Source organism: Dorea sp. AM58-8, assembly GCF_003464045.1.
GTDB lineage: Bacteria > Bacillota > Clostridia > Lachnospirales > Lachnospiraceae > Claveliimonas > Claveliimonas ammoniilytica.
Genome location: NZ_QSDM01000008.1, coordinates 77,546 through 103,931, shown reverse-complemented (window position 1 = coordinate 103,931; position 26,386 = coordinate 77,546). Strand labels below are relative to the sequence as shown.

The 26,386-nt window shown below is 40.8% G+C and carries 24 protein-coding genes, 5 pseudogenes and 1 riboswitch; of the genes and pseudogenes, 3 read left to right on the top strand and 26 right to left on the bottom strand.

Annotated features, from left to right (window positions below; genetic code table 11):
- Positions 1-5: 5 nt before the first annotated feature.
- The 11 genes and pseudogenes from trxA to DXA18_RS07920 form a co-directional block, all read right to left on the bottom strand.
- Positions 6-311: a thioredoxin gene (gene trxA / locus DXA18_RS07965; protein ID WP_118383447.1), complete on the bottom strand. Its 306-nt coding sequence runs from the start codon at positions 309-311 to the stop codon at positions 6-8.
- Positions 312-412: 101 nt separating this feature from the next.
- Positions 413-615 (bottom strand): annotated as a pseudogene (locus DXA18_RS07960) (SDR family NAD(P)-dependent oxidoreductase); the annotation flags it as partial.
- Positions 616-769: 154 nt separating this feature from the next.
- The gene (locus DXA18_RS07955; protein ID WP_005339874.1) at positions 770-928 is read right to left on the bottom strand and encodes a rubredoxin; all 159 of its coding nucleotides are present in this window, start codon (positions 926-928) and stop codon (positions 770-772) included.
- A 99-nt stretch (positions 929-1,027) separates the two neighbouring features.
- Positions 1,028-1,233, bottom strand: a pseudogene (locus tag DXA18_RS07950) (lactate/malate family dehydrogenase); the annotation flags it as partial.
- 51 nt (positions 1,234-1,284) lie between these two features.
- Positions 1,285-1,826: pseudogene (gene rbr, locus DXA18_RS17385) on the bottom strand (rubrerythrin).
- An 18-nt stretch (positions 1,827-1,844) separates the two neighbouring features.
- A pseudogene (locus tag DXA18_RS17380) lies at positions 1,845-2,465 on the bottom strand (flavin reductase); the annotation flags it as partial.
- A 153-nt stretch (positions 2,466-2,618) separates the two neighbouring features.
- The gene (yaaA, locus tag DXA18_RS07940) at positions 2,619-3,371 is read right to left on the bottom strand and encodes a peroxide stress protein YaaA (protein ID WP_118383446.1); all 753 of its coding nucleotides are present in this window, start codon (positions 3,369-3,371) and stop codon (positions 2,619-2,621) included.
- The gene (bcp, locus tag DXA18_RS07935) at positions 3,371-3,826 is read right to left on the bottom strand and encodes a thioredoxin-dependent thiol peroxidase (protein WP_118383445.1); all 456 of its coding nucleotides are present in this window, start codon (positions 3,824-3,826) and stop codon (positions 3,371-3,373) included. Before bcp ends, yaaA begins: the two co-directional genes overlap by 1 nt.
- A 3-nt stretch (positions 3,827-3,829) precedes the next feature.
- On the bottom strand, positions 3,830-4,042 hold the full coding sequence (locus DXA18_RS07930) for a DUF6219 family protein (RefSeq protein ID WP_118383444.1): 213 nt from the start codon (positions 4,040-4,042) through the stop codon (positions 3,830-3,832).
- 111 nt (positions 4,043-4,153) lie between these two features.
- Positions 4,154-5,878: an ABC transporter ATP-binding protein gene (locus DXA18_RS07925; protein WP_118383443.1), complete on the bottom strand. Its 1,725-nt coding sequence runs from the start codon at positions 5,876-5,878 to the stop codon at positions 4,154-4,156.
- Positions 5,879-5,932: 54 nt separating this feature from the next.
- A complete protein-coding gene (locus DXA18_RS07920) occupies positions 5,933-7,294 on the bottom strand; it encodes an MATE family efflux transporter (protein WP_118383442.1) in 1,362 nt (453 codons plus the stop codon).
- A 256-nt stretch (positions 7,295-7,550) separates the two neighbouring features.
- On the opposite strand from DXA18_RS07920, the gene DXA18_RS07915 reads away from it, so the two are divergent.
- Positions 7,551-8,450 (top strand): LysR family transcriptional regulator, encoded by a 900-nt coding sequence (locus DXA18_RS07915; RefSeq protein ID WP_118383441.1) that lies wholly within the window; start codon positions 7,551-7,553, stop codon positions 8,448-8,450.
- Between the two features lie 128 nt (positions 8,451-8,578).
- Entirely contained in the window at positions 8,579-9,703 is a 1,125-nt protein-coding gene (locus DXA18_RS07910) for a 5-methyltetrahydropteroyltriglutamate--homocysteine S-methyltransferase (protein WP_118383440.1), read from the top strand.
- A 78-nt stretch (positions 9,704-9,781) separates the two neighbouring features.
- Here DXA18_RS07910 and DXA18_RS07905 read toward each other — a convergent pair whose 3' ends face one another.
- From DXA18_RS07905 to DXA18_RS07875, 7 genes are all read right to left on the bottom strand, one after another.
- Positions 9,782-10,042: a hypothetical protein gene (locus tag DXA18_RS07905; protein ID WP_118383439.1), complete on the bottom strand. Its 261-nt coding sequence runs from the start codon at positions 10,040-10,042 to the stop codon at positions 9,782-9,784.
- 18 nt (positions 10,043-10,060) lie between these two features.
- Positions 10,061-11,401, bottom strand: a complete 1,341-nt coding sequence (locus DXA18_RS07900; protein ID WP_118383438.1) for an MATE family efflux transporter — start codon at positions 11,399-11,401, stop codon at positions 10,061-10,063.
- 75 nt (positions 11,402-11,476) lie between these two features.
- Entirely contained in the window at positions 11,477-12,850 is a 1,374-nt protein-coding gene (locus tag DXA18_RS07895) for a sodium-dependent transporter (protein WP_118383437.1), read from the bottom strand.
- A gap of 45 nt (positions 12,851-12,895) precedes the next feature.
- Positions 12,896-15,436, bottom strand: coding sequence for an ATP-binding protein (locus DXA18_RS07890; protein ID WP_118383436.1), 2,541 nt, complete (start codon positions 15,434-15,436; stop codon positions 12,896-12,898).
- Positions 15,436-16,245, bottom strand: a complete 810-nt coding sequence (locus DXA18_RS07885) for a substrate-binding periplasmic protein (RefSeq protein WP_118383435.1) — start codon at positions 16,243-16,245, stop codon at positions 15,436-15,438. Before DXA18_RS07885 ends, DXA18_RS07890 begins: the two co-directional genes overlap by 1 nt.
- Before the next feature lie 137 nt (positions 16,246-16,382).
- Entirely contained in the window at positions 16,383-16,958 is a 576-nt protein-coding gene (locus DXA18_RS07880; RefSeq protein ID WP_118383465.1) for a xanthine phosphoribosyltransferase, read from the bottom strand.
- Between the two features lie 43 nt (positions 16,959-17,001).
- Positions 17,002-17,760, bottom strand: coding sequence for a tRNA threonylcarbamoyladenosine dehydratase (locus DXA18_RS07875; RefSeq protein WP_118383434.1), 759 nt, complete (start codon positions 17,758-17,760; stop codon positions 17,002-17,004).
- A gap of 255 nt (positions 17,761-18,015) precedes the next feature.
- Positions 18,016-18,111: riboswitch (glycine riboswitch) on the top strand.
- 198 nt (positions 18,112-18,309) lie between these two features.
- Between DXA18_RS07875 and DXA18_RS07870 the strand changes: the two genes are divergently transcribed.
- Positions 18,310-19,653, top strand: a complete 1,344-nt coding sequence (locus DXA18_RS07870) for an alanine/glycine:cation symporter family protein (protein WP_118383433.1) — start codon at positions 18,310-18,312, stop codon at positions 19,651-19,653.
- Positions 19,654-20,020: 367 nt separating this feature from the next.
- Here DXA18_RS07870 and DXA18_RS07865 read toward each other — a convergent pair whose 3' ends face one another.
- From DXA18_RS07865 to DXA18_RS07830, 8 genes and pseudogenes are all read right to left on the bottom strand, one after another.
- On the bottom strand, positions 20,021-21,043 hold the full coding sequence (locus tag DXA18_RS07865; RefSeq protein WP_118383432.1) for a hypothetical protein: 1,023 nt from the start codon (positions 21,041-21,043) through the stop codon (positions 20,021-20,023).
- A gap of 18 nt (positions 21,044-21,061) precedes the next feature.
- Positions 21,062-22,018: an ArsR/SmtB family transcription factor gene (locus DXA18_RS07860; protein WP_158567106.1), complete on the bottom strand. Its 957-nt coding sequence runs from the start codon at positions 22,016-22,018 to the stop codon at positions 21,062-21,064.
- A 185-nt stretch (positions 22,019-22,203) separates the two neighbouring features.
- The gene (locus DXA18_RS07855; RefSeq protein ID WP_118383430.1) at positions 22,204-22,428 is read right to left on the bottom strand and encodes a DUF6718 family protein; all 225 of its coding nucleotides are present in this window, start codon (positions 22,426-22,428) and stop codon (positions 22,204-22,206) included.
- Complete coding sequence (locus DXA18_RS07850; RefSeq protein ID WP_243007072.1) at positions 22,397-22,747, bottom strand: hypothetical protein; 351 nt, start codon at positions 22,745-22,747, stop codon at positions 22,397-22,399. Before DXA18_RS07850 ends, DXA18_RS07855 begins: the two co-directional genes overlap by 32 nt.
- Positions 22,748-22,949: 202 nt before the next feature.
- A pseudogene (locus DXA18_RS17375) lies at positions 22,950-23,575 on the bottom strand (peptidase C39).
- A 110-nt stretch (positions 23,576-23,685) separates the two neighbouring features.
- Complete coding sequence (locus DXA18_RS07840; RefSeq protein ID WP_118383429.1) at positions 23,686-24,054, bottom strand: ArsR/SmtB family transcription factor; 369 nt, start codon at positions 24,052-24,054, stop codon at positions 23,686-23,688.
- Between the two features lie 10 nt (positions 24,055-24,064).
- A complete protein-coding gene (locus DXA18_RS07835; RefSeq protein ID WP_118383428.1) occupies positions 24,065-25,933 on the bottom strand; it encodes a heavy metal translocating P-type ATPase in 1,869 nt (622 codons plus the stop codon).
- Positions 25,934-26,005: 72 nt separating this feature from the next.
- Positions 26,006-26,224, bottom strand: a complete 219-nt coding sequence (locus DXA18_RS07830; RefSeq protein WP_118383427.1) for a cation transporter — start codon at positions 26,222-26,224, stop codon at positions 26,006-26,008.
- Positions 26,225-26,386: the final 162 nt, after the last annotated feature.

Genomic DNA, 26,386 nt, shown 5'->3' with positions numbered 1-26,386 from the left:
CCTCCTTAAAGCATTTCTAAAATTGCATTCTTAGGTCTCGCACCTGAAATCTGTTGTACAATCTTCCCATTCTTCATAACCACCAAAGTTGGGATACTCATAATACTAAATTCACTTGCCAGTTCAGGCTGCTCATCCACATTGATTTTACCAACTCTGATATCAGGGCGTTCACCTGCAATCTCCTCTATGATAGGAACCACCATACGACAAGGAGCACACCAAGGCGCCCAAAAATCCAAAAGGACAGGTTTATCAGAATTCATTACTTCGTTCTGGAAATTATTTTTATTGATATTAATTGCAGTCATTTTATAATCCTCCCTATCATTTCTTTGTGGCTTTATTATAATCTGAATTTTATTTCTTTTCTGTGATAACATCACCATACCACATTGCCTTAACTTCTTGCCATGCTTGCAAGATTTGGACTAATTCCAGCAACTACTGCATTGGGATATTTTCTTTTAATTTATCTACAGCAGTATCTGCCGATTCCTGTGAACTTGCCGCCAATACAACTGTAGCGCCTTCCTTCAAGAATTTATCAGCTGTAGCAAATCCTATGCCACGGCTTCCACCCGTAATGATTGCAACTTTATCTTTTAATCTCATTTAGACTACCTCCTTACTTAGTTTCTAGCTACATTATAAGCAAAAGGTAGATTATTTTCTGTGATATCATCACAAAATATCGCAATAAAAAACCCTGTTGCTCACGCACCAGGGTTTTGATTTATCCATCCGTATTTAACACAAGATTAGGCTTCTATTCAACTTCTGAAAACTGATCTTTTCCAACATTACATAATGGACATTCAAAATCTTCCGGAACATCCTCCCACTTTGTTCCTGGTGCAATACCACCTTCAGGATAACCTTCCTCTTCATCATATTCCCATCCGCAAACGTCACATACATATTTCATTAGTTTGTTCCTCCTTATAAATATATTACTGTTGTATCTGAATTATTTTGTAATCTTAGCACGAATGTCAAGTGTTTTTAGCATTTCCAGAACCCATGAATTGACTGCTGTAGCTACTACAAGCATGATACCCGCAAAATTTCTCTTTGCTATTTCAGGAATGATTGACTTAAATATTGCTACATTTTTATTTACTAAATCAAGCCTTGTCTCTCCCGATTTTTGCCCCGCTCCGGCAGATATGACAACAATTGCAGCATCAGGGCAAATACCGATGCCGAACCAACAAAGCCACATCCTATCATTACTGCTTTTTTTGAATTAATCACTTTCTTCTTCGTAATAATCTCATCCCCTTAATAATTCTCTTCATGTACTTCAAAATAGCTCTGTGGATGATTACATACCGGACATACTTCAGGTGCCTTAGTTCCTACCACAATATGTCCGCAGTTACGGCATTCCCATACTTTAACTTCACTCTTTTCAAAAACTTTAGCAGTTTCAATATTCTTAAGAAGTGCACGATATCTTTCCTCATGGTGCTTCTCAATCTCACCTACTGCCCTGAATTTTGCTGCAAGTTCAGGGAATCCTTCTTCCTCAGCTGTTTTAGCAAAGCCTTCATACATATCTGTCCACTCATAATTTTCGCCTTCTGCCGCTGCCGCCAGGTTTTCCTTTGTGTCACCAATTCCTGCTAATTCCTTGAACCACATCTTTGCATGTTCTTTCTCATTATCTGCGGTTTTTAAAACAATGCTGACATCTGCTCGTAGCCTTCCTTTTTCGCTACAGAAGCAAAATAGGTATACTTATTTCTTGCCTGCGATTCCCCTGCAAATGCCTCCTGTAAATTTTTCTCAGTCTGTGTTCCTACGTATTTGTTTGCTACCATTTCTTTTTCCTCCGTTTTCTTTACTATTTTTTCAAAATCTGATGCCGGGTGCTTACATAAAGGACATATAAAATCATCCGGTAATTCTTCTCCTACATATTCATATCCACAAATTCTGCAACGCCATATTGTCTGCCCATCCTCGGTTTTTCCGACTGCCTGTGGCTTAGGTTTAATATTATTCTGGTAATAATCATATGTGACAGAAGGAACATTACTTAAAACTTCCATATCTGTTATCTCACCGATAAACATTGTATGTGATCCTAAGTCCTCCGTTTTATTAACTGTTACAGAAATGTATGCATTTGTACCTTCTGTAATATAATAAATACCATTTGTACCCCTAGCACACTTTTCAAATGCTTCAAATTTATTGGTATCCCTTCCTGATTGGAAACCAAAATATTTGAACAATTCAAACTGTGCCTTCTGACTTAAGACTGATACTGTGAATTTTCCAGTTCTCTGAATCATGTCATGCGTGTAATTTGCTTTGTTGACGCAGATACTTAACTGGTTCGGTTCTGAAGCTGCCTGAATGGCTGTATTAATAATACATCCATTGTCTTTTTCATCTTCCCTGGCAGTCAGTACAAACAATCCATAACTCAACTTATACATTGCTTTCCTATCCATTTTTCCTCCTTTAGCTTCTCCCTGCATTTTGGGCAAATACCTTTAAATGAAATATCATAATCCAAAAATTCGATTCCATGAGTGTTATGAATTCTTTCCAGCAAATCCGGTATTTTATGAGAAGATGCCCGTGCTACGCATCTTTAATCTAAATCATTGTTCTATTTTTCGTTCAAAAACATATTCAGCATCTGATGATAAATCAGGCCGGAATGAATAACCAAGTCTGTCGAATTTCTTAATATCTACCGGATTCTCAATATTATTTTCTGCCATAAATCTGACCATTTCACCACGAGCCATCTTGGCATATGTACCTTTTGTTACCATTTTATCTCCAGAAGCTTCACAAAATGTAACCGAAATATATCTGTCCTGTGGTGTCAAATACTTTTCTATACATTTTGAGTATTCTTTTGATGCAAGATTAATGATAATCCTGCTGTCATCTATTACTGAGTGGTATAACAAGTCACCCCAGTACTCATACAGATTTTTGGCATCTCCAATCCTGATCTTTGCCTGCATTTCCAAACGATAAGGCGTCACACCATCTCTTGGTTTTAACACACCATAAAATGCAGATATTATTCTCAAATGATTTTGTACATACTCGAACTGACTGTCCTCAAACACGGATGGAGCCATATATTGAAAAGCAATTCCTTCATATGATAACACAGCTGGAGTAAGTAAATGATAAAGATCCATGTTTTCAAATCTATTGAAATTCTGTTCTGCAATTTTGTCATTACATTTCCAGATAGTCTTCAGTTCTTCTTTTGACTTACTTTTCAACCAACTTTGTATCTCAGTCGTCTTTTCAATAAACTCAGGCAATGCATCCGGTGCTATGCTGTCAATATCTGTAATCATCTTTTTAGCAGGGGATAATATTATCTTCATTAATTTAATTCCTTAAGCATATTTTCAGGATCATCTGCAGCCTTGACTTTATCATTTGCCTTTATAATAATCCCCTGTTCATCAATAAGATATGTGGTTCTTACTACTCCCATAGAGACTTTTCCATAATTTTTCTTTTCTTTCCATACATCATAAGCTTCAATAACTTTCCGCTCTGGATCTGCTAAAAGTGTAAATGCCAATCCATATTTTTCCTCAAATCTCTTATGAGAGGATACAGAATCCTTACTGACTCCAAGAATAACCGCACCTTTTTCGGTAAACTGAGGGTATCTCTCGGAAAAACCACATGCCTGTTTCGTGCATCCCGCTGTATTATCCTTGGGATAGAAATATAAAATCACTTTTTTTCCTGTATAATCCGATAATCTATGTATTTTCCCATTTTGATCGGGCAACTCAAAATCAGGTGCCTTAATTCCTACTCCCAACATTATTTATTCCTCTCCATCTGTAACTTTCTCTTTTTTTGCCTTTTCTTTTCTATTCCCAGTAATCATTTTATGACCTGTATATATCGCCATTACCATACATAACATAGAACTTAAAGCAAAGTATTTATGACTTGATTTCAGCTTTTTATATCCAGTGTAATAAGTCCCAAACATTGTAATTAATGCTCCAACTGACCAATATTTATGTACTTTCATGTAATTCCTCCATTTTTCAGTGTATTCAATTGTAATTATACTCTACCACATTCCTGTGTCAATTTGATAATAGCGCATTCCTATAAATTTTTCAGAATATCATGGTTAAAATTATGACATTTCATAATAGTGTGCGTAAATCCCACCTTTTGCCAACAGCTCATCATGCGTTCCGCGTTCTGCAATCCCGTTTTCTGCAACCACCAGAATTTCATCAGCATTACGGATCGTTGACAATCTGTGTGCAATGGTAATTGTAGTTCTGTCTTTTGCCAGTTCTTCCAGACTCTGCTGGATAAATTTCTCGCTTTCATTATCCAGAGCACTCGTTGCCTCATCCAGAATCAGGATAGATGGATTCTTCAAAAATACTCTTGCAATAGAAATGCGCTGTTTCTGACCGCCGGACAATCTGGTTCCTCTCTCACCAACGAATGTCTCATACCCATCCGGAAGTCCCATGATGAATTCATGAATATTAGCCTTCTTTGCCGCCTCAACAATCTCTTCCATTGATGCATCTGGTCTGCCATACGCAATATTCTCACGAATACTTCCACAAAACAGATATACATCTTGCTGCACCAATCCGATCTGATTACGAAGACTTTGTAATGTCAGTTTCCGCACATCCTTCCCATCGATTGTAATACGTCCTCCAGATACATCATAAAATCTCGGAAGTAACGAACAGATGGTTGTCTTTCCACTTCCGGATGGTCCGACCAACGCAATCGATTTTCCTGCCGGGATATCAAAAGAAACATTATCAAGAACCAGTGAGTCATCGTCATTATAATGAAAGGAAACATTTTCATAACGCACATGCCCTTTGATATTTTCCAGTGGCTCCGCATCTTCTGCATCTACAATCTCCGGTTCTGTCTCAACGACATCTAAAAATCTCCTGAATCCGGACAACCCTTTTTGCATCATTTCCGTAAGCTCTACCAGAATCTGGATCGGACTGATAAAAATGCCAATATAAAGCGCATACATCGCCAGATCTGCCGGCTTCATCTGTCCATGTGCGATCAGCCAGCCTCCAAATACCAGCGTTATCAGATACATCATCCCCTGAAAGAATAAATTGCCTCCTGTAAAACTACCCATACAACGATAGTTTGCATCCTTTGAGATCAAAAAACTTTGATTGCTCTTTTTAAATTTCTCCCGTTCAATATCTTCATTCGCAAAAGACTGTACCACACGGATTCCTGCCAGCGTATCCTGAAGGCTGGAATTCAGATTTCCGATCTTACGTCTGTTATCCATAAATGTTGCCTGCATCTTCTTGTTCTGCCCATAAGAAAAAAACAGCATAAATGTCACAAGCACCAGAAGCGGAATCGCCAGTTTCCAGTTGATCAGGAACAGAAATACAAAAGATCCAACGATTTTAATCAACGAGATAAATAAATTCTCTGGTCCGTGATGCGCAAACTCCGAGATATCGAATAAATCCGATACCAGTTTACTCATCATCTGTCCTGAGTTATTCTGATCATAATATGAAAATGATAATTTTTCATAATGATCAAATAACTGTTGGCGCATATCTCGTTCCATATGTGCTCCCATCATATGTCCCTGATAACTAACATAGTACTTGCATCCTGCCTGAATCACATACATAACAAGCAACACGAGTGTGATCGGAATCAATGCCCGCAAAATCGCATCAGAACTCTCTGTAAATAATGTCTTCGTCAATGTTCGTAAAATCTGCGGAAAAGCCAGATCGGCCAAACTGATCACTGCGGCACAAATCAAATCCAGAAAAAATACCCCCTTATACGGAGCGTAATATTGAATAAATTTCTTTACTGTATGCATATTAATCTCTTATTCCTTTCAAATCAGTCTGCTACATTATATCATAAAAATTCTTCAGTGTTTCATTCGTTTCAATTCCGGCAGCACCGTGCACAGCATCGTAATAAAGCACACACTTCCACCGATTACATTGGACACCGGCTCTGCCATAAATACACCGGTTGGTCCCATATCCAGTGCGTATGGCATCAGATAGGTCAACGGAACTACGATAACTACTTTACGGAGCAGGGAAAAGAATATCGCCTGCTTCTTTTTATTCATTGACTTGAATACCGTCTGACCAATATACTGCAGATCCATGAAAATAAATGCAGCAAAATACTGATGAAGAGCCGGCACCGCATCCTTCAAAAGTTCTGTATCCGAACTGAATATTCCGATTAATGTCTCCGGGACAAGTATGATCGCCCCCCACATAACAGCTGTATATCCAAGAACCATAAGTCCCATAACCACCATTGCTTTGCGCACCCTTGCCGGTCTACGTGCCCCGTAATTATAGCTTAAGATTGGTGATGTTCCCTCATTCATTGCATGAATTGGCGTTTCTACCAGCTGCCGGACACTGGATATGATCGTCATAACTGAAATATAAATATCACCACCAACAACAGACAGCACATTATTACAACAGATAGTTACCAGACTGTTCGTCAGCTGCATGATAAATCCAGATGTTCCGAGACTTACAATATTCTGCGCATATCCTCTACAATCTGCCAATTCATCTCTATGTAAGAAACGCACTTTCAGTTCTGCTTTTTTCATAAGGAAGAATAATACAAACATTGCTGAAAGACACTGTGAGATAACCGTTGCGATTGCCGCGCCACGCACGCCTAATCCAAACAGAAATATAAACACAGGATCCAATATCAGATTCGTCAATGCCCCGATAGCAACAGAAAGCATGCCGATCAGTGAATATCCCTGTGCATTGATAAATGGATTCATTCCAATTGCAATCATCGACGGCAGGGTACCAATCAGATACAGCATCATATATGGATATGCGTAAATCATAGTCGTATCAGATGCTCCAAACAGCACAAGTAATGGACGTGCAAATACAAGTCCGATCATCATCAACAGAATAGCACTGACGCATACCAGTAAAAATGATGTATTCATTACACCAACTGCTTTTGTTTCCTCTTTTTTGCCTCTGAATATAGAAAAAAGCGGTGCACCACCAGTTCCAAACAGATTGGCAAATGCACTGATAATTACAATCAATGGAAAACAGAGGCCAACTGCTCCAAGCGCAGCTGTCCCTACTTCCGGAATCCGTGAAATATAAACACGGTCTACGATGTTATACAACAGATTCAGTATCTGGGCAACCAGCATTGGAAGTGCTGCGCCAAGAATATTGCCAGTTACTGTTCCATGTTCGAAATCTATTCGTTTCAATTGACATTCATCCCTTTTCTTTTTCTTGATTGTCAGTATAGCACGCGATGTTCCATATGTAAATTATTGTTTCCCAGGCTGCTCTCTTCAAGGAGCCACCACTAGCAACACATCTTTTTCTTCAAAGGCAGTACAGAAGATTCTATTGACAATTATGGAGCAGTATTTCAGTTAATTTAATTGCATTCTCTTCTGAGATATACTATCATGTGATGCAGTAACAAATAACACCATCGTTTACAGAAAGGTTTTTCACATGACTCTTCAACAGTTAAAATATGTCATTACTGTAGCCGAGACCGGTACGATCACCGAGGCCGCTAACAAGCTTTATATTTCCCAGCCCAGTCTGACCAATGCAATACATGAACTGGAAAAGGAAATGAATATCATCATTTTTAACCGGACTAACAAGGGAATCACACTTTCTAAGGAAGGTGATGATTTCCTTGGATATGCCAGACAAGTGCTGGAACAGGCAGCAATTCTGGAGGATAAATACAAACATACGCCTGGTGGTAAAAAGAACTTCTGTGTATCAACACAACATTATTCTTTCGCAGTAAATGCTTTCGTTGATCTCATCAAAGAATACGGACAAGATGATTATGATTTCAGTCTTCGTGAAACCCAGACATATGAGATCATTGACGACGTAGCAAAAATGCGCAGCGAACTTGGCATTTTGTTTTTAAATGAATTCAATGAAGTCGTTTTAACCAAAATCCTGAAATCGCATGATCTTTCATTCCATCCATTATTCACTGCCAGACCGCATGTATTTATCAGCCGTTCACACCCGCTCGCGCAGAATGCAGTAATTACCAATGAAGAACTGGAAGCCTATCCTTATCTCTCTTTTGAGCAGGGAGAACACAATTCATTTTATTTTTCGGAAGAAATCTTTTCTTCTTCTGAACGCAGAAAAAATATCCGCGTCAGGGATAGAGCAACTTTATTCAATCTATTGATTGGTTTAAATGGCTATACTGTATGTAGTGGTGTCATCGACGAGAATCTGAATGGACGTGATATTATTGCAGTCCCTCTGGCTGTCGATGATGATATGCGTATCGGATACATCACGCACAAACGAGGAATGCTCAGCAGACTGGGATGCTCTTATCTGGAAGCTCTCAAAAAATATTTCATCTGATCGGGTTATCCATAGTTTTAAACTATGGACAACCCGAATTTTTATGTATTTTTCAATCTTCTTCTATCCATATATAATGAAAAACATCACTTGAAACTTATAAAATATATTATATGGAGGACATTAGAATGAATTCATTACAGACACCTTTCAGATATGATTATGTAGGAAGCTTTCTCCGCCCAGAGCGGTTAAAAAAAGCCAGAGCTGATTTTGAATCAGGCATGATCAATCCGTCACAGTTAAAAGAAGTTGAGGACGAATGCATCATTGATCTGGTCAGCAAGATCAAAGATCTGGGATATCACGTAATTACAGATGGTGAATTCCGCCGTTCCACCTGGCATCTGGACTTCATGTGGGGATTCAATGGAATCGAGCACAAGAAAACCTTAGATGGTAATACCACCTTCGATGGAGAAGCAGCTATGATCGATGATACTTATATGATCAGTAAGCTTTCTGTCAAAGAGCATCCATTCGTAGAACATTTCAAATTCCTCAAGGCTCTGGAGGACGAAAATACCATTGCAAAGCAGACCATTCCTTCACCGGGACAGTTCTATGCTTACTTTACAGGTGCTGAGCTTCTCACCACTACGCTAGATATCTACGGAACAGAAGAAGCTTTCGCTGACGATGTAGTAAAAGCCTACAATGAATTTGTCGCTGAAATTTATGCAGCCGGATGCCGTAATCTGCAATTTGATGATTGCGTATGGGGCGGCATGGTAAATCCAAAACTTGCCGTTGCACTCACCGGCCGACGCGGTCAACAGCTGGAAGAATATAAGAAACTGATTCTCGACTTAAACAATCGTGTAGTTGCTCTTGCACCGACCGATCTGATTATCAACACTCATGTATGCCGCGGAAATTATCATTCCACATTTTTCAGTTCCGGCGCTTATGATGGTATTGCAGATCTGCTATTCGGAGAAGAACACGTAAATACATACTATCTGGAATATGATGATGAAAGATCCGGCGGTTTTGCGCCACTTGCAAAAGTATCCGGAGACAAGAAAGTTGTACTTGGACTTATCACTACCAAGACTCCTGCTCTCGAGAATAAAGAAGATGTCATTGCAAGAATCCACGAAGCTGCCAAATACATTCCGTTGGACAGACTGTATCTCAGTCCGCAATGCGGCTTTGCCTCCTGTGAGATTGGTAACAAGCTTACCGAAGAAGAACAGTGGAATAAGCTTCGTCTTGTAAAAGAAATCGCAGAAGAGGTATGGGGTAAATAATACCCTCTGCCATATAATATAGAAAGAACTATGATTAATCAAATCTGTTTGATTAATCATAGCTCTGAGTTTCTAATATTATTCAGCATCAAAATCTACTTCAAAGACTCCCTCGGGAGTTTTCATCGTCAAAACTCCCAGATTAAAATCTTCATCATGAATCGTAATATGATATTCAAATATCACACCCTCTTCAAAATGTGAAAGCAACAGGTATTCTCCATTCTCCTTACCATCAATCTGATCACAGATATCATCATACACCTCTGCACCTGATATCTTTCGTGGATAACCGGATGCCTTGATTTTCGCTTCAATAATTTCGTATAATTCGTTCATATCGTTCCTCCTATACCGTTATATCACCTTATGTTCCAACCATTTTCTGCTGTGGAATCTCCATGTAAAGAGCACTGCACGCACTGTCCAGTCAGCAAACATTCCAATCCAGACACCCATCGGACCGAATCCCAATCCGCGGATCAGCAATACAGACAGGCAGAATCTGCACAGCCACATAACTGCGCAGGAGCTTATCATCGAAAATTTTACATCTCCCGCTGCTCGCAGACCATATGCCGGAACGAATGCCGAAACCCACATAATTGGTTTCACTATGGTAATCCACATAACCATATGCCAGCACATATCTGCACTGGTCTTCTCCATGCCTCCAAGCATCGTAACCGGTCTCGTCAGTATAAATACCAGTAGACAGCTTACGATAATCGTAACTTCTGCAATGACAGAGAGCTTTTTAATATAATAGACTGCTTCGTCTTTGCGATTTGCCCCCATACACTGTCCAACTATCGTCATCAGACCTACTCCGACACCGATACCTGCGATTCCATTCAGATTCTCCAGAATGTTCGTCATTGCCTGTGCTGCAATAGCAACAGTTCCAAGCGTAGATACCGTAGACTGTATTGCAAGTTTTCCCAGCTGAAACATACTATTCTCAACACCTGACGGAATCCCGATTCCAAGTATTCTTCCAATCATCGGCCAGTCCGGACGGATCTTCAGATAATCACGCACAACAATCGGTTGCCTGTCTCTTCTGAGCTGGATCAACACAACTAGTGCACAGAAAATACGAGAAATCAACGTCGCAATTGCTGCTCCTGCTACTCCCATATGAAAGCCCCAGATCATGATTGCATTGCCTACAATATTCATGATATTAGAAATCATAGATATTGTCATCGGTCCCTTAGTATTATCCTGCGCCCGGAAAATAGATGCCGCCGCATCATACAACGCTATAAATGGAAATGACAGTGCCGTATAAAAGAAATAAATCTCTGATGCCCTCATGACATCAGCTTCCACCGACCCGAATATCAACCGGAGTAATGGCTTCTTAAACCCCAGACAGATTGCGCTGACAACAATTGAGATCAGGGTAATAATAAATAATACCTGTCTCGCTGATTCATTAGCACGTTCTTGATTCTGTTGTCCTATGTACTGTGCGCAAACGATCGCACCGCCCGCTGCAAGTGCTGAAAATGCCTGAATTACTAAAATATTGATCGAATCCACCAACGAAACCGCTGAGATTGCTGCTGAGCCAACATTACTTACCATCATCGTATCTGCTGTACCCATGATGGAATTAAGTAACTGTTCCAATACAACCGGAATCAGAAGGCTCCGAATCATACGATTCGTGAACATGTGTTGTTGTTTCATTCTTCTATAGCACCTCTTCAAAAGAACCCACGCCAGTAGATTACTAACGAGGGTTCACACATTCAATATCAATCATTACATGGAAATCCACCCAAATGCATTAGCCACCGAACTAAGCAGAATAATGGCTGCAAAAATCGGGCAGAGATATTTGATCATAAAATTGAAGATCTTCTTTCTACGGAAAGTTCCTTCTCCGTGGAGAACTTCTTCCTCAATCTTCTTTACTCCAATTACTTTAGATACCAGCAGACAGGTTGTAAATGCTGCGATCGGCATCATAACAGAATTAGTCAGGAAGTCAAAGAAATCCAGGAACTGCATTCCAATAATCTTCACCCCTGCTAACGGTCCATAACCAAGAGCTGACAGACTTCCCAGTGTAATCATGATAACGCCGACAACTACGGTTGCTTTCTTACGTCCCCATTTCAGTTCATCCTGGAATGTAGATACCGCACTCTCTGTCAATGCAATAGAACTGGTCACTGCTGCACAGAGTACCAGCAGAAAGAACATAATACCAACAAGTCTTCCAAGTCCCATGCTTTCAAATACTTTCGGAATCGTAATAAACATCAGTGACGGTCCTGCCTGCAGGCTTGCTGCATCTCCGCCTGAAAATGCAAATACCGCCGGAATGATCATAAGTCCCGCCATAATCGCAATCGCCGTGTCAAAAATCTCTACATTTCTTGTAGAATCCTCAATCGCTACGTCTCTCTTCATATAAGAACCAAATGTTACCAGAATACCCATTGCAATGGACAGCGAATAAAACATCTGTCCCATTGCAGCAACCACCGTCATCCACGAAAAATTATCCATGTTCGGAACCAGGAAATACTTTACACCGGCCATAGCTCCCGGTCTTGTTACCGAATAAACAGCAATAATTATAGATAATACCACCAGTATCGGCATCATAAACCTGGATACACGCTCCACACCGTTACGAACACCGGCATAAATAATTGCTACCGTAAATAATGAAAACAGAATAAAGCAAATCTCTGTAGATACTCCATCTGATATAAATGCTGAAAAATATCCGTCAGATGCGAGATCTGTACCCTGTCCCATCACATAGCCTGCCAGATACTTAATAACCCATCCTCCGATCACCGAATAATACGGTACGATCAAAATCGGAATAACAGCATTGATCCAGCCTCCGAACTTCATCCACCCCGCCTTACCGAACGACTGATACGCTCCTACCGGACTCTTCTTTGTCATACGACCAATCGTTGTCTCTGCCACGATCATCGTATATCCAAATGTCAATGCCAGTATAATATACACCAACAGAAAAATTCCTCCGCCATACTTTGCTGCCAGATATGGAAATCTCCAGATATTTCCTAATCCTACGGAAGCTCCCGCTGCCGACAGTACGAATCCCAGCTTACCGGAAAACGTACTTCTCTTTTCACCATGCTTTTCCATAGTCTCTCCTCTCAATTCATTTTACGCTTTTTGATACTTTAGCAATTATTGTACCACAAGAACAGCTATTGCCTCAATAACTTTCTGAAATTCCAGAGGTTTTGCCAGATGCATATTCATACCCGCCGCCAGGCTTTGTGCAATATCATCATCAAATGCATTCGCCGAAAGAGCAATGATCGGTATGCTTTGCGCATCTTCTTTTTCCGATGCCCGGATGCATCTCGCAGCTTCCAACCCATTCATAACCGGCATCATAATATCCATCAGGATCACATCAAATGTGCCTGACTCACAGCTTTCATAGATATCTGCTGCTTCTTTTCCATTCCACGCTTCAGTCACAACAGCTCCCTGTTCTGTCATCATATATTCTGTAATTTCCATATTAAGTTCGTTGTCTTCTACCAACAGAATCTGAAGTCCTTTCATCACCTGTAATGGATCTTTTTTCTCTGACAACTGATAATATGCCCGGTCGATCTGTACCGGAAGCTTTACAGTAAATACTGTTCCAATCCCCCGTTCACTTTCAAAGCTGATCTCACCATCCATGCAATTTACCAGCTTCTTTGTAATGGCAAGTCCCAATCCTATGCCCGAATAAGTTGTTCTGACACTTGTATCCTCCTGAACAAAAGCCTCAAAGACATGCTTCTGAAATTCTTCACTCATACCGATACCGGTATCTGCGCATACCATCTCCAGCTCTACTGTATTCTCATCACTTGCAAGTTCTCTGCATACTACATTAACACTTCCACTGTCCATGCTGAACTTCACTGCATTTTCTATAATATTCTGGAAAATCTGATGAATATGTAACGGACTTCCGATCAAATGATAATGTTCTACTTCGGCAGAATTAATCTGAAGACTGATCTGCTTCCGCTCTGCCTGCACATTTACAAAACGTTCCACATCATTCAACATCTCCTGCAGATCAAAAGCTTCTTCTGTAAGCTGGATACCACCAGATTCCAGCTTACTCATATTCAAAACGTTGTTCACCAGATCCACCAGCATGTCCGAACTCCGCATGATCTCATCCAGACATTCTTCTATTTTATCCACATCATGGATATGATTCTTACCGATATTTACCAGCCCTCTGATTCCGTTAATCGGAGTACGCATATCATGGCTCATCCGTTTCAGAAAATCTGTCTTAACCGCATTGGCCCGTTCTGCTTCTTCGGCTGTCACACGCAGATCTTCCTGATACGTCATCTCTTTTCTCTTCTGTTCTGATACATCACGGATAACCAGCATAACGATCTGTTTATGATCATCCTGCTCAGACTTCTGTGGAATCAGAAGTGCCTGATACCAGAGCCCCTCTACATCTTCAAACGTATATCCTATAAATCTGCGATCACCCAGGCGTTCTTCCAGATCCTTAAGCTTCAGAAATTCTCCAAAAGCTTCCTGATATGCCGGAGCCACCCGTTCTCTGTTAAATGTGTCCAGCATCCGGTCTGCCTGCGTTATATGACTGATCACCTTTTCAAGACGCTTTGACATCACAATCGGTTTCCAGATATTTTCCTCTGGATATAATGCCAGATTAGCACTGTAAATACTGGCGATCACATTGATCAGATGATATTCTTTTTCCTTTCTCTTCATTTTAGATCTCCTGATATACTGCACCAGAATAATGAGACTCAGGCATCCAAAAATATACAGCGCCAGTGTCATGACCACAACCGACTGTCTATTGGAAAACACATCCGAATCTTTATAAAACACATACAGATAATACTCCCTGTATATATCGTGTTTACCGTACCAGTTATCTCCGTTGCTGGTCATCTGAAACATTCCATGATCTGAATCACTTGCTTCTCCATCCTCTATATCCACAGCCGGACATTTCTCCATCATCCGACCAACCTGCTCTTTCGCATTGGAACACAGAACCTGTTTGCCATCTGTGATTACAATGATCGCATTATTACGGAAACTGTCCCCGGAAAGTAGTGAATTTAATGAAAATTCACTCATGTCTTCATCATCTGCTGTCACATCTTCATAGCAAATGATTACGCCGTCTCTGTCTTCTCTCGCAATGATCACATAGTCATAACTGCTATCATCCAGCACAATCCGCTCCGCATAACTTTTCTGCGGATATTGCTGTACATTAGCAGCATTATCTTCGGACAGAATCTGTTCCAGCAAATTACTTCTTTCCATCTGATCACGGTCAGCATAATACTCTGTATTCAGATCGGCATCCAATATCCATATTCCTGTCAGAGACTGATCCTCCTCGAACTGTGCAAGCTGATCATTACTGCTTAATACAATATCGTTCAGATAACGGCATAGATTCTCCGCTTTCAGCTGTAAATTCTGCAGATTATCAACCTGATTGCCAAGCTGGTAATCATCATATTTCTGGCAGCTTGACTGCAGGAACTCCAGCACTTCATCCGCTTCCTGACTGATATTGTGCTTTTCTGAATTAGATGTAATCTGAAACACCACATATAGGATCAGATAACCAGTTATGATTATTATCGCACTCAGCAGCTGAAGTTTTCTTCTGTTTTTTGATTCATTACTCAGCAATCTGCGCATTACTCCTCCTCTTTGTACAAATTAGACTCCACATCCAGATGATATCCTGTCAATATCTCCGTAATTGTTCCATCCTCTCTCATCTCACTCAAAGTCTGCGTCAGTTTCTGTACCAATTGCTCGTCTTTATCCTTTGCAAACGCAACACCAAGCCTGGATCTGTACAGGCTGATATTCAAATATTGATAAGCCTCCGGATATTCCGCTGTATACTGACCCAAAGTCGCCTCATGTCCACCAACTGCATCCACATAGCCTTTCCGCAAAGCGGTAAAAGCATCTGCGATTGTACGATAAGTATGTAACTTATACTCTGTAGGGATCTCAGGATTCATATTCTCAAGAAATATCTTTTCTGTCATAGAATTAGCCTGTACTGCAATCGTCTTCCCTTCCAGATCTTCAATTGTCTTAATATCACTGCCGGTCTTCACCGCCAGTACTCTTCTCGTATACAGATATGGTCCGGCCCACAGATATTTATCTTCCCGCTCTTCCATCGTATAACAGCTCCACAGACAATCAACGATATCTTCCGGAAGTGCAGAATCTACCTTTGCAATATCTACATCAACAAAAACTGGTTCATATCCCATTCGGTGAAATGCTTCCTTCGCCAGTTCCACATCAATCCCGGTAAATTCTCCGTCAATGTCTTTATAAAAATATGGTTCATACACCACTCCGCCCACTCGAATCTGCGGTAGTTTTTTATCTGATTCCTTCTCCTCCTTCTGGCATCCGCATAATACCATAACAATACAAAATACCAGAAAACATATAAATGCACTGAATCTTGTCCTCTTCATCTGTTACTCCCTCATAATACAAAAGGAAGCAATTCAACAAATATTGTTCAAATTGCTTCCTCATTATTCGAAAATATTGTCTATCAATATTCTGTCATATATAACAAAATACGTCAAGTTTTATGACTACCATTTTTCTATTCCTGTACAAATTCAATAATGCCTTTGCCAAGTCTGGAAATACGTGCCAGAGAATATACATGCACACCCTGTGCTTCCAGCTTCTCACGTCCTGGCTGGAAAGACTTCTCAATCAGTGCACCCACACCTGCAATCGTGGCATGTGCTTTTCTCAGCAGCCTCAGTGCACCTGTGGCAGCCTCACCATTGGCAAGGAAATCATCAATGATCAGGACATGATCCGCTTCACTGATCTGATGGCTGGAAAGAGTCAATTCATAACTGGTTCCTTTGGTAAATGAGCTTACCAGTGTCTGATACAGATCATCATTCAACACCTTCGATGGCTGCTTCTTCAGAATAACCATCGGCACATTCATCTCATATGCTGTCATAAGCGCCGGTGCAATACCAGAACTCTCAATCGTCACGATCTTAGTAATCCCCTGATCCTTGAAATGCTCTGCAAACTCTTTGCCAATCTCATGCATCAGTTCAGGATCTACCTTATGATTGATAAAACTGTCTACTTTTAATACGTTTTCATTCAATGCCCGGCCTTCCGCCAGAATCTTCTCTTCCAGTACCTTCAACTCTTTCACCTCATATATATTTACTTTAATTTTAAAAATTAACTTATCCAATCTGTCCCAGATCTTTGACCACTTCTCCTGCTATGATCAATCCTGCAACTGCCGGCACAAATGCTACGCTTCCCGGAACATCTCTCCGTTCCGTACACTTATGACTGGCTCCCGGTGGACAAATGCAGTTCGTACGGCAGCTGATCAACATATCTTCTTTCGGTCTCGTAGGCTGTTCTTCTGAATATACTACCTTCAGCTTCTTCACTCCGCGCTTCTTAAGTTCTCGCCGCATAACCTTCGCCAACGGACATACCTTTGTCTTATAGATATCTGCCACCTTGAACTGACTTGCATCCAGCTTATTCCCAGCACCCATGCTGCTAATGATCGGTACATTGCACTCCTTTGCTTTCATCACAAGGGAAATCTTCGCTGTCACAGTATCTACCGCATCTACGATATAATCATATTCCTCAAATGGAAATTCGTCTGCATTCTCCGGAAGAAAAAAGCAATTATGAATCTCAACCTTCGCCTTAGGATTAATATCCAGAATTCGTTCCTTCATAACTTCTGTCTTATACCTGCCAACGGTCTTTCTCGTAGCTATGATCTGGCGGTTCAGATTCGTCAGACACACTTTATCATCATCAACCAGATCCAGCGCGCCCACACCACTTCTTGCCAGCGCCTCACATACATAACCACCCACACCGCCAATACCAAAGACTGCAACTCTGGCTCCTTCAAGCCGCTGCATTGCCTCTTTTCCCAGCAATAATTCTGTTCTTGAAAACTGCGTAAGCATCTATATTAAACTCCTGTAAATCGTCTCTAAATAATCTACTAATAACCTATATTATGTATTCTTTCCTTACATTTGTCAATACTCCAGAAACCACCAGAAATATTTTTTGCGGGGGTTGACAAGGATTGTATACATGTTATAATAAACCACGATAATTGAATATCGAGCCAATCGAAGATTGCAGGAAAGCAGGCATCATGCCCGCCGAAGGAATAATACTCTCAGGTGTCTCCATTTAGAGACGAGACTGTAATTGGATGGCCCTCTGGAGAATCCCTTAAGTGGGTGCCGAAGGTGAAAGCAGGACATAGGTTCCGCGAATCTCTCAGGCAAAAGGACAGTGTGACTAGTATATTAAAACAACCTTGTTGTTTTTATTATTTTGATATACCAAGATCTCGTGGATTCTCCCCGGGATTTTTTTGTTCCACAAATTGAATTCCCGGGGAGCCCTCTATGTGAATCTTTTTCATCTATCCATTTTTCAGGCAGAGCTTTTCCCATATCTTCTATGGCTTAATAATTTTGAGAGGAATCGAGGAAAAAAACATGGAATTCATTGCAAAAATCGTTGATCTGGTCAACACATTTCTCTGGGACTACGCACTGTTGGTACTGCTCCTTGGCGCAGGTATCATTTTTACCTTCCGCCTGAAGTTCATTCAGGTACGTAAGTTTGGCGAAGGTATGCGTTCACTGTTCGGTAATTTTTCGCTGCACGGTGGAAAAAGCGAAGAAGGTCTCAGTTCTTTTCAGGCACTGACTACTGCCATTGCTGCGCAGGTCGGTACCGGTAATATTGCCGGAGCTGCTACCGCTATTGCATCCGGTGGACCCGGTTCCATTTTCTGGATGTGGGTCAGCGCGTTTTTCGGTATGGCTACGATTTACGCTGAAGCAGTTATGGCTCAGCACACCCGTAAAGTAGAAAACGGTACTGTAATCGGCGGTCCGGTATATTACATCAAATACATATTCAAAGGAAGCTTCGGTAAGTTCCTTGCCGGTTTCTTCTCTGTAGCCATCATCCTTGCACTGGGATTCATGGGTAATATGGTACAGTCCAACTCTATCGGAGTTGCATTTAACAATGCATTCCACGTACCGACTATCGCTGTTGGTATCTTCGTAGCAATTGTAGCTGCTATCATTTTCATCGGAGGTATCAACCGTATCGCAAGCTTCACAGAAAAAATCGTACCGATCATGGCTCTCCTGTACGTACTTGGAAGCCTGATCATTCTGGTAACACACCTTCCAGGTGTAGGTACTGCATTTAAGGATATCTTTGTAGGTGCATTTTCACCACAGTCAGTTGCTGGCGGTATGCTGGGTGTGACCGTACAGAAAGCTATGCGTTTCGGTGTTGCAAGAGGTCTGTTCTCCAACGAAGCAGGTATGGGTTCTACACCTCATGCACATGCAACAGCTAAAGTATCCAATCCATGCGAGCAGGGTATCATTGCTATGATGGGTGTGTTCATCGATACATTTATCATCCTGACTATGACAGCACTGGTTATCCTGTCTACCGGAGTTCTGGGAAATGGTCAGACCGGAGCAGAACTGGCACAGAGTGCATTTAATGTGGGATTTGGTGATTTTGGAAATATCTTCATCGCCATATGTATGCTGTTCTTCGCGTTTACCACCATCATTGGCTGGTATTACTTCGGAGAAGTCAATGTACGCCACCTCTTTGGTAACAAAGCAGTAAAGGTATATGCCGTAATCGTAGTAATCTTCGTTATTATTGGTTCTACATTAAAGGTAGATCTGGTGTGGAATATGGCAGATATGTTCAACGGTCTGATGGTTCTGCCGAACCTGATCGCACTTCTGGCTTGCATGAAAGTTGTAACGTCTATTTCAAAAGAGCACAAAGCGCTCTGATTTATCGTAATAAACTGCACGATATGTGCAAAACAGCATCCGCTTTTACCCTCCCGCGGATGCTGTTTTTTATTATCAGAAGCAAAAGGCCTGAATTTATGCTACACTAGCTATATACAAAGAACGGAGGTACGCCTATGACTGCAATCCGCACTGGCATAAAGAACTGTAGCTTACCCGTGTAGAATGCGGAGATTTAGATATCCGCGTGGACGGTATTGACTATACATTGCATCAGGCGAAGCCATTCTCAACTTGTCAATGACGAAGACGAATACGTACAGCTTATCATCGGGCTAAAATCGTAGAACTGTAATATCAATATCAGGCTGAACTGCTTTGTCAGTCCAGCCTGATATTATTCTCTCTACTTCAAAAATGATCTTTTTATATCTTCCGCTGCCTCTTCTGGTGAATTCCAATCAATGACCGTAGAATCTATCTCCTGTTGCAAATTTTCAGCAAATGTAATTGCTTCTTTTCTACTGCTGTCTCCCCAATGATGCCAGTCTGGATAATTCAGATCATCCGGTGTATAACAGCTAATGGCCAATAGTTCCTGTTTACTCAGACATATTCCTTTTGCATTATTATTCAAATAAAACACATGTTTCAACTCCGCAGTTGCCGCTTTATGATCTATCCGCATTTCTTTTGCCGTGAACTGCATTTTCCTGTTAACATTCTCCATTTCATCAATTGATAAACTCAGATATTCTTTAGGTATTAACTGTCTGGTATTATCATATTTATTCATTGTTCGAATCGTCAGATTATAATAGTTAGGCCAACCATATATCATGTATTTCGAGTTCTCTTTTTTCAGCATAATACGATCCCTTGATACTTCTGAGAAACCATATTTATATAAAAGTTCCAGAGACACACTCGTTTTTCCACATCCTTTACCTCCGACTAATATAATGCCTCCGTATTCCTTTTTATATAATGCGGCCGCATGCAGCATTACAGCACGACTCTTCTCTTCTGCCAACACTTTTACTATATCACGTACTACTCGTATTCCATCTTTATGAAGTACTCCTTTATCCGAATTATAAATGTGAATTTCCTTAGATAAATAATTCAATCTATACACACTTTTTGTGGCATGATTATATATACTGGTCGTCAATCCATTTCTGTATTCAGTTCCCGCTTCATGCACTGCACTTTTCTTACTGTTATGGATAACTATCCTTTGACCAAATTCCAGTATTTCCCGAAGTTCATCATATGATTTATTTTCCAGAAACACACGGAAATCTATCTCTTCATTTTCACTCTCACGAACAAAATAATCCGCCAATAATCTATCCATAGCATCTATCACATCTTGATTCCCGGCAACCATCCAATGCACATTCATAAACTTATAATATACTTGCATCACTTCCAATCTCCTTTCTCACATCATCATAACCTCATAAAATCGATACGGTATATAACGAATCATTTCTTCATCAAATCTATATTCCATATAAAACCCATTCTTTGTTTTCCGTACCAGATTAACCTCATTTAAAATCTTTAAATGTTTTGAAACAGCTGCTTCGCTAATCTGCAGCCTGCTAGCCAGTTCTTGTGTCGTAGCCACATCTTTCATAAGTAATTTGATGATTCGAAGTCTGTTCTTATCTCCAAGCGCTTTAAATAGCTGTACGAATTCTTCCGGAATATCGCCTTTCGCCTGTTCCACAATAATCCCCTTTACAACTTCCAACTCATCTCCATGCTTATAAAGCCATAAATGTGGATACACAAAAGTACTGACGGTCATCCATATAGTCTGTATCTCACTTTTCTTATACCGAAACTCACGATTCTTCATATAGACAACTTCTTCCGACTCAACTTGTAATCTGGAATGAATCGTTCCAATCCACTTCCACATTCCATCCTTTTTCCCCTTCTCTTTTTCGTCCTGAAGTACCCGCATCAGATATGTACGTAGGATAATTTCTTCCTTTCGAAACACCAGATCATAATATTGTTTCATTACACGTAACACTCGGTCTCGATCATTTTTACTCATTTCACTTCCAGCAGAATCTTTAATCCATTGATTCCACTGATAAATATTTTTACCCTGAAAATAAGCAAGCATTTCCACAATTTCCATTTGGCGTATTTCTTTCCATTTCTCTGAATCAATAACCAGAATCCATGAATTGGTTATTTCCTTCAATTCACGAATCTTATTAACTACATCAGGAAAGGCTACTTCCTTTGCATAAACCCATTTCTTTCGTGACACATGATGTTCAGGATTTGCCAATACATGCATAGAAAAGAAGAACTCCCAAACCGGCAGATACGATACTACTACCTTGGTATTCTCCTCATAGAACATATCCAGAACCATATCCATCTCCTCCTCTTTCGATTAACCAACAAGTTAATCAATTCCCATTTCATCTTAGTTGTTGGAATTATAGAGATTGATACTACATTTGTCAATATTTTATAACGAGATTCGATTTTTCTGCCTCTCTTATTTTCCCATAACATTACAACAGGCAGTTGATTCAAAATCAACTGCCTGTCTCTCTAAAGCACTTTCACTTTCTGTTCAAACTCTTGCTCTGTATCCACAAACTGATAAGGTTCATACTCTCCATATGCTGATGGTCGACTAATTGTGACCAACTGAATCTCATCAGTTCCAACCTCAGACATTATTTTTCTTTTAAAATCCACTAAATGCTGACCATGCGAAGTCTGTAACGCCAAACTGCCAACACTACCGAATTTCTTTGCAATCAGATAACACATAATCTAGCACCTCCTTAAAATCACTTTCTGACCTGATTTTACCATTCTCATATTCTTTCCGCAATACACATCCTACTGCATTATCATACTTTTGTTTATACACATATTTATGAAGCCAATTATTTAATTGACGATCATAAAATGTATTATATTGAATTTCTATAGGATAATGATAATTACTTGCCTGATAATATACATGCACGCCTCGATATCCATCATCAAATGCTTTTCCATTTGACATGTCAGCAACACGGATATGTTCAAATTTTTTCAATTCCAATATAACTTCATAATCATCACATAATGTTCGAAATCCCAACAAATCATCAAAAACTTTTCTTATCAAAATAATGAAGATTCTTTTTCAAATTTATTCCTAATTTTGAGCAATATGAAAGTTTATCTAATTTCTCTATTGATAAACCATCCTTTCTCAAAATTTGATTAGTTACACTATCTGACTTTCTATTTGTCACCAATACAACCCCTTTATTTAAGCTCATTTTTCCATACACAACATACTATATAAAATATTCTATCGTCCGCTCCGGCGTCAGAAGTGTCTCTCTATTGGACAATAACACTGCTTCTCTTCCTGCCACCGGCCCCAGTGCATATAATTTTTCTTCATCCTGATTAAAATATTGCTCCGGCACAATGCGGTTATACTCCATCGGATGATCCATATGTATCTCGATATCTTTCTCTTCATATGGTTCTGTCCAGTAATATGGATCAAACATTTTAATCTTGCCATCCTGGATTCCCGTCAATGTCACATAGTGCCATTCATCCAGAAACAGTCTTACTACGACAGCTCCACCTCTGCGTAAGACATCATTGATCCGACTGCTATCGCCAAGGTATAGTATACATCTTCTCCGGACAGATATGCACTGTTTACTGACAGCCTGCCGATCTTGCCAAATTCATTGAGCCAATTTGACAAAAACATCATAGCCATACGCGAAGTGCCGCTCTGTCCCGGCACACCTTCTGCACTGTAGCAGTCCAGACAATATAACATCACATTACGTATAATCTCCGGTGGAATATCCTCCCGATCAAAAAGATAGCTGATCGCATTCAACATCGATGTCGGTCCGCAATCACATTCTGATATCTGATAGTGTAATGGGTTCTTCATATTTTGCCTCCCTGCATCTATGCTCTCTAGTGTACCATCTGCTCCCCTGATACGTCAACAGGAGCAGTCCTCCCGGACTGCTCCTGCTAATATCTAATATCTTTTATCTCTTAATCTTCTTCGATGTGTTCCCGTCCCTGATCGATGATCGTACGCACATGATCATCTGCCAGTGAATAGAATACAGACTTACCTTCCCGTCTGCTCTTGACCAGCTTGTTCTGCTTCAGTATCCTGAGCTGGTGGGAAATAGCTGACTGTGTCATATTCAATGCCTCTGCCAGATCGCAGACACATACCTCTGCTTCAAAGAGCACATACAGAATTCGGATTCTTGTGGAGTCTCCGAAGATCTTGAATAATTCCGCCAGATCATACAGCTCCGTCTCAGCCGGAATGGTCTCATTTACTATTTTCAGGAGATTCTCATGTACCTCGCAAGATTCACAGATCTCCACATCATTTGCTTTTTTTTCCATTTTATCACTCCTAGAGGTTCTTTACAAACAGTGCACGGATCGCATTAAGAACTGCAATCACCATAACTCCCACGTCTGCGAAAATCGCCATCCACATATTCGCTATACCAAGTGCTCCGAGGATCAGGCAGATTGCTTTAATACCAAGTGCAAAATAAATGTTCTCATATACAATGCGTAAGCATTTTCTGGATATCTTAATCGCCTTTGCAATCTTCTGTGGATCATCATCCATCAGCACCACATCGGCCGCTTCAATGGCTGCATCAGATCCAAGAGCTCCCATGGCAATTCCGATATCTGCTCTGGAAAGCACCGGTGCATCATTGATCCCATCACCGACAAATGCAAGTTTCTCTTTCTCGCCTTTCTTAGCCAGCAGTTCTTCTACCTTCGCAACCTTATCTGCCGGAAGTAGTTCGCTGTGTACTTCATCAATGCCAAGCTCTGCTGCCACCTGATCTGCCACCCGCTTCATATCTCCGGTCAGCATAACTGTCTTCGTGATACCCGCGCGCTTCAGATCCTGGATTGCCTGTTTTGCATGAGGCTTCAACTGATCTGATATCAGAATGTGTCCAGCATAAGTTCCATCCACTGCCACATGTACAATTGTACCTACTTCATGGCATTCGCTGTATGGGAGATTCATCTTCTTCATCAGCTTCACATTACCAACCGCCACTTCTACGCCATCAACTTTAGCCTTCACGCCATGTCCGCTGATCTCTTCTATATCCGTTACACGATTACGATCGATTGGCTTGCCATATGCTTTCTGCAGACTCTTACTGATCGGATGTGAGGACGAACACTCTGCCAATGCTGCGTACTCCAGAATCTGCTCCTCCGGAATTGTATTGTGATGTACTCCGCTGACCTCAAATACGCCCTGTGTCATCGTACCGGTCTTATCAAATACTACATATTTGGTCTGCGCCATGGTCTCAAGATAATTGGAACCTTTGACCAATACACCTTCATGACTTGCTCCGCCAATCCCGGCAAAGAAGCTGAGCGGAATACTGATAACCAGTGCACAAGGACAACTGATAACCAGAAATGTCAGTGCCCGATAGATCCAGTCACCCCATTCCGGCGCAAGTCCCAGCGCCAGCATGCGCACGATTGGCGGCAGGATTGCCAGTGCCAGTGCGCCGTAGCAGACTGCCGGTGTATAATATCTTGCAAATTTCGAAATAAAATTTTCAGATCTCGACTTTCTGGAACTTGAATTCTCCACCAGTTCCAGAATCTTGGATACGGTAGACTCCCCAAACTCACGGGTCGTCTGAATCTTCAGCAGACCTGTCATATTGATACATCCACTGATAACCTCATCACCGGCTTTTGCTTCTCTCGGAAGGCTTTCACCAGTCAGTGCACTGGTATTAAGTGTGCTGCTGCCTTCTGTGATCACGCCATCAATCGGCACTTTCTCACCCGGCTGTACGACAATCACCGTGCCAACTTCTACTTCATCCGGATCCACCTGTTCCAGTTCTCCATCTTTTTCAACATTCGCATAATCCGGTCGGATATCCATCAGCTCACTGATATTCCGTCTGCTCTTGCCTACCGCATAACTCTGGAACAGCTCGCCAATCTGATAGAACAGCATTACGGATACGCCTTCCTTATAATCACCCAGCGCAATCGCACCTACGGTAGCTACCGCCATCAGGAAATTCTCGTCAAATACCTGTCTATTCAGAATACCTTTGATTGCTTTGCGCAGTACGTCGTATCCGATTACCAGATACGGCACCATATAACAGATAAATCTGATATATCCCTCTAATGGAAGAAAACTGAATGCAATGATCAGTACTGCCGCAACGATAATACGGATCAATACCTTTTTCTGTTTCTTTGTCATATCTGCTCCTGTCCTTTCTAATTCATTTTCCGCTTTATTCTCTGCAGATATCTGTTACCATCCAGCTGTATCTTACAGGAAGATCTCGCAGTCGTCTTCTACTTTCTTGCAGTTCTTCAGGACTTCTTTCATAACCTTCTTAGGCTCCTGTCCCTCTTCAAATTCCACGATCATCTTCAGCATCATGAAGTTAACAGTTGCATCCTTAACGCCTGCCGTCTCCTTTGCTGCCTGCTCCATCTTATTTGCGCAGTTTGCACAGTCTACGTCGATTTTGTAAGTCTTTTTCATAATAAATACTTCCTTTCTGTTATTGAATTATTTGTTTGAATATATGAGCACTTGTTCATATGTTTGTTTTTATTATAACACTACCATCCTTTCTGTCAATAGCTTTTCGCATCTTATCTGGAATCCCTGTAAACGATATGGTATGATGAAATAAACATCCGA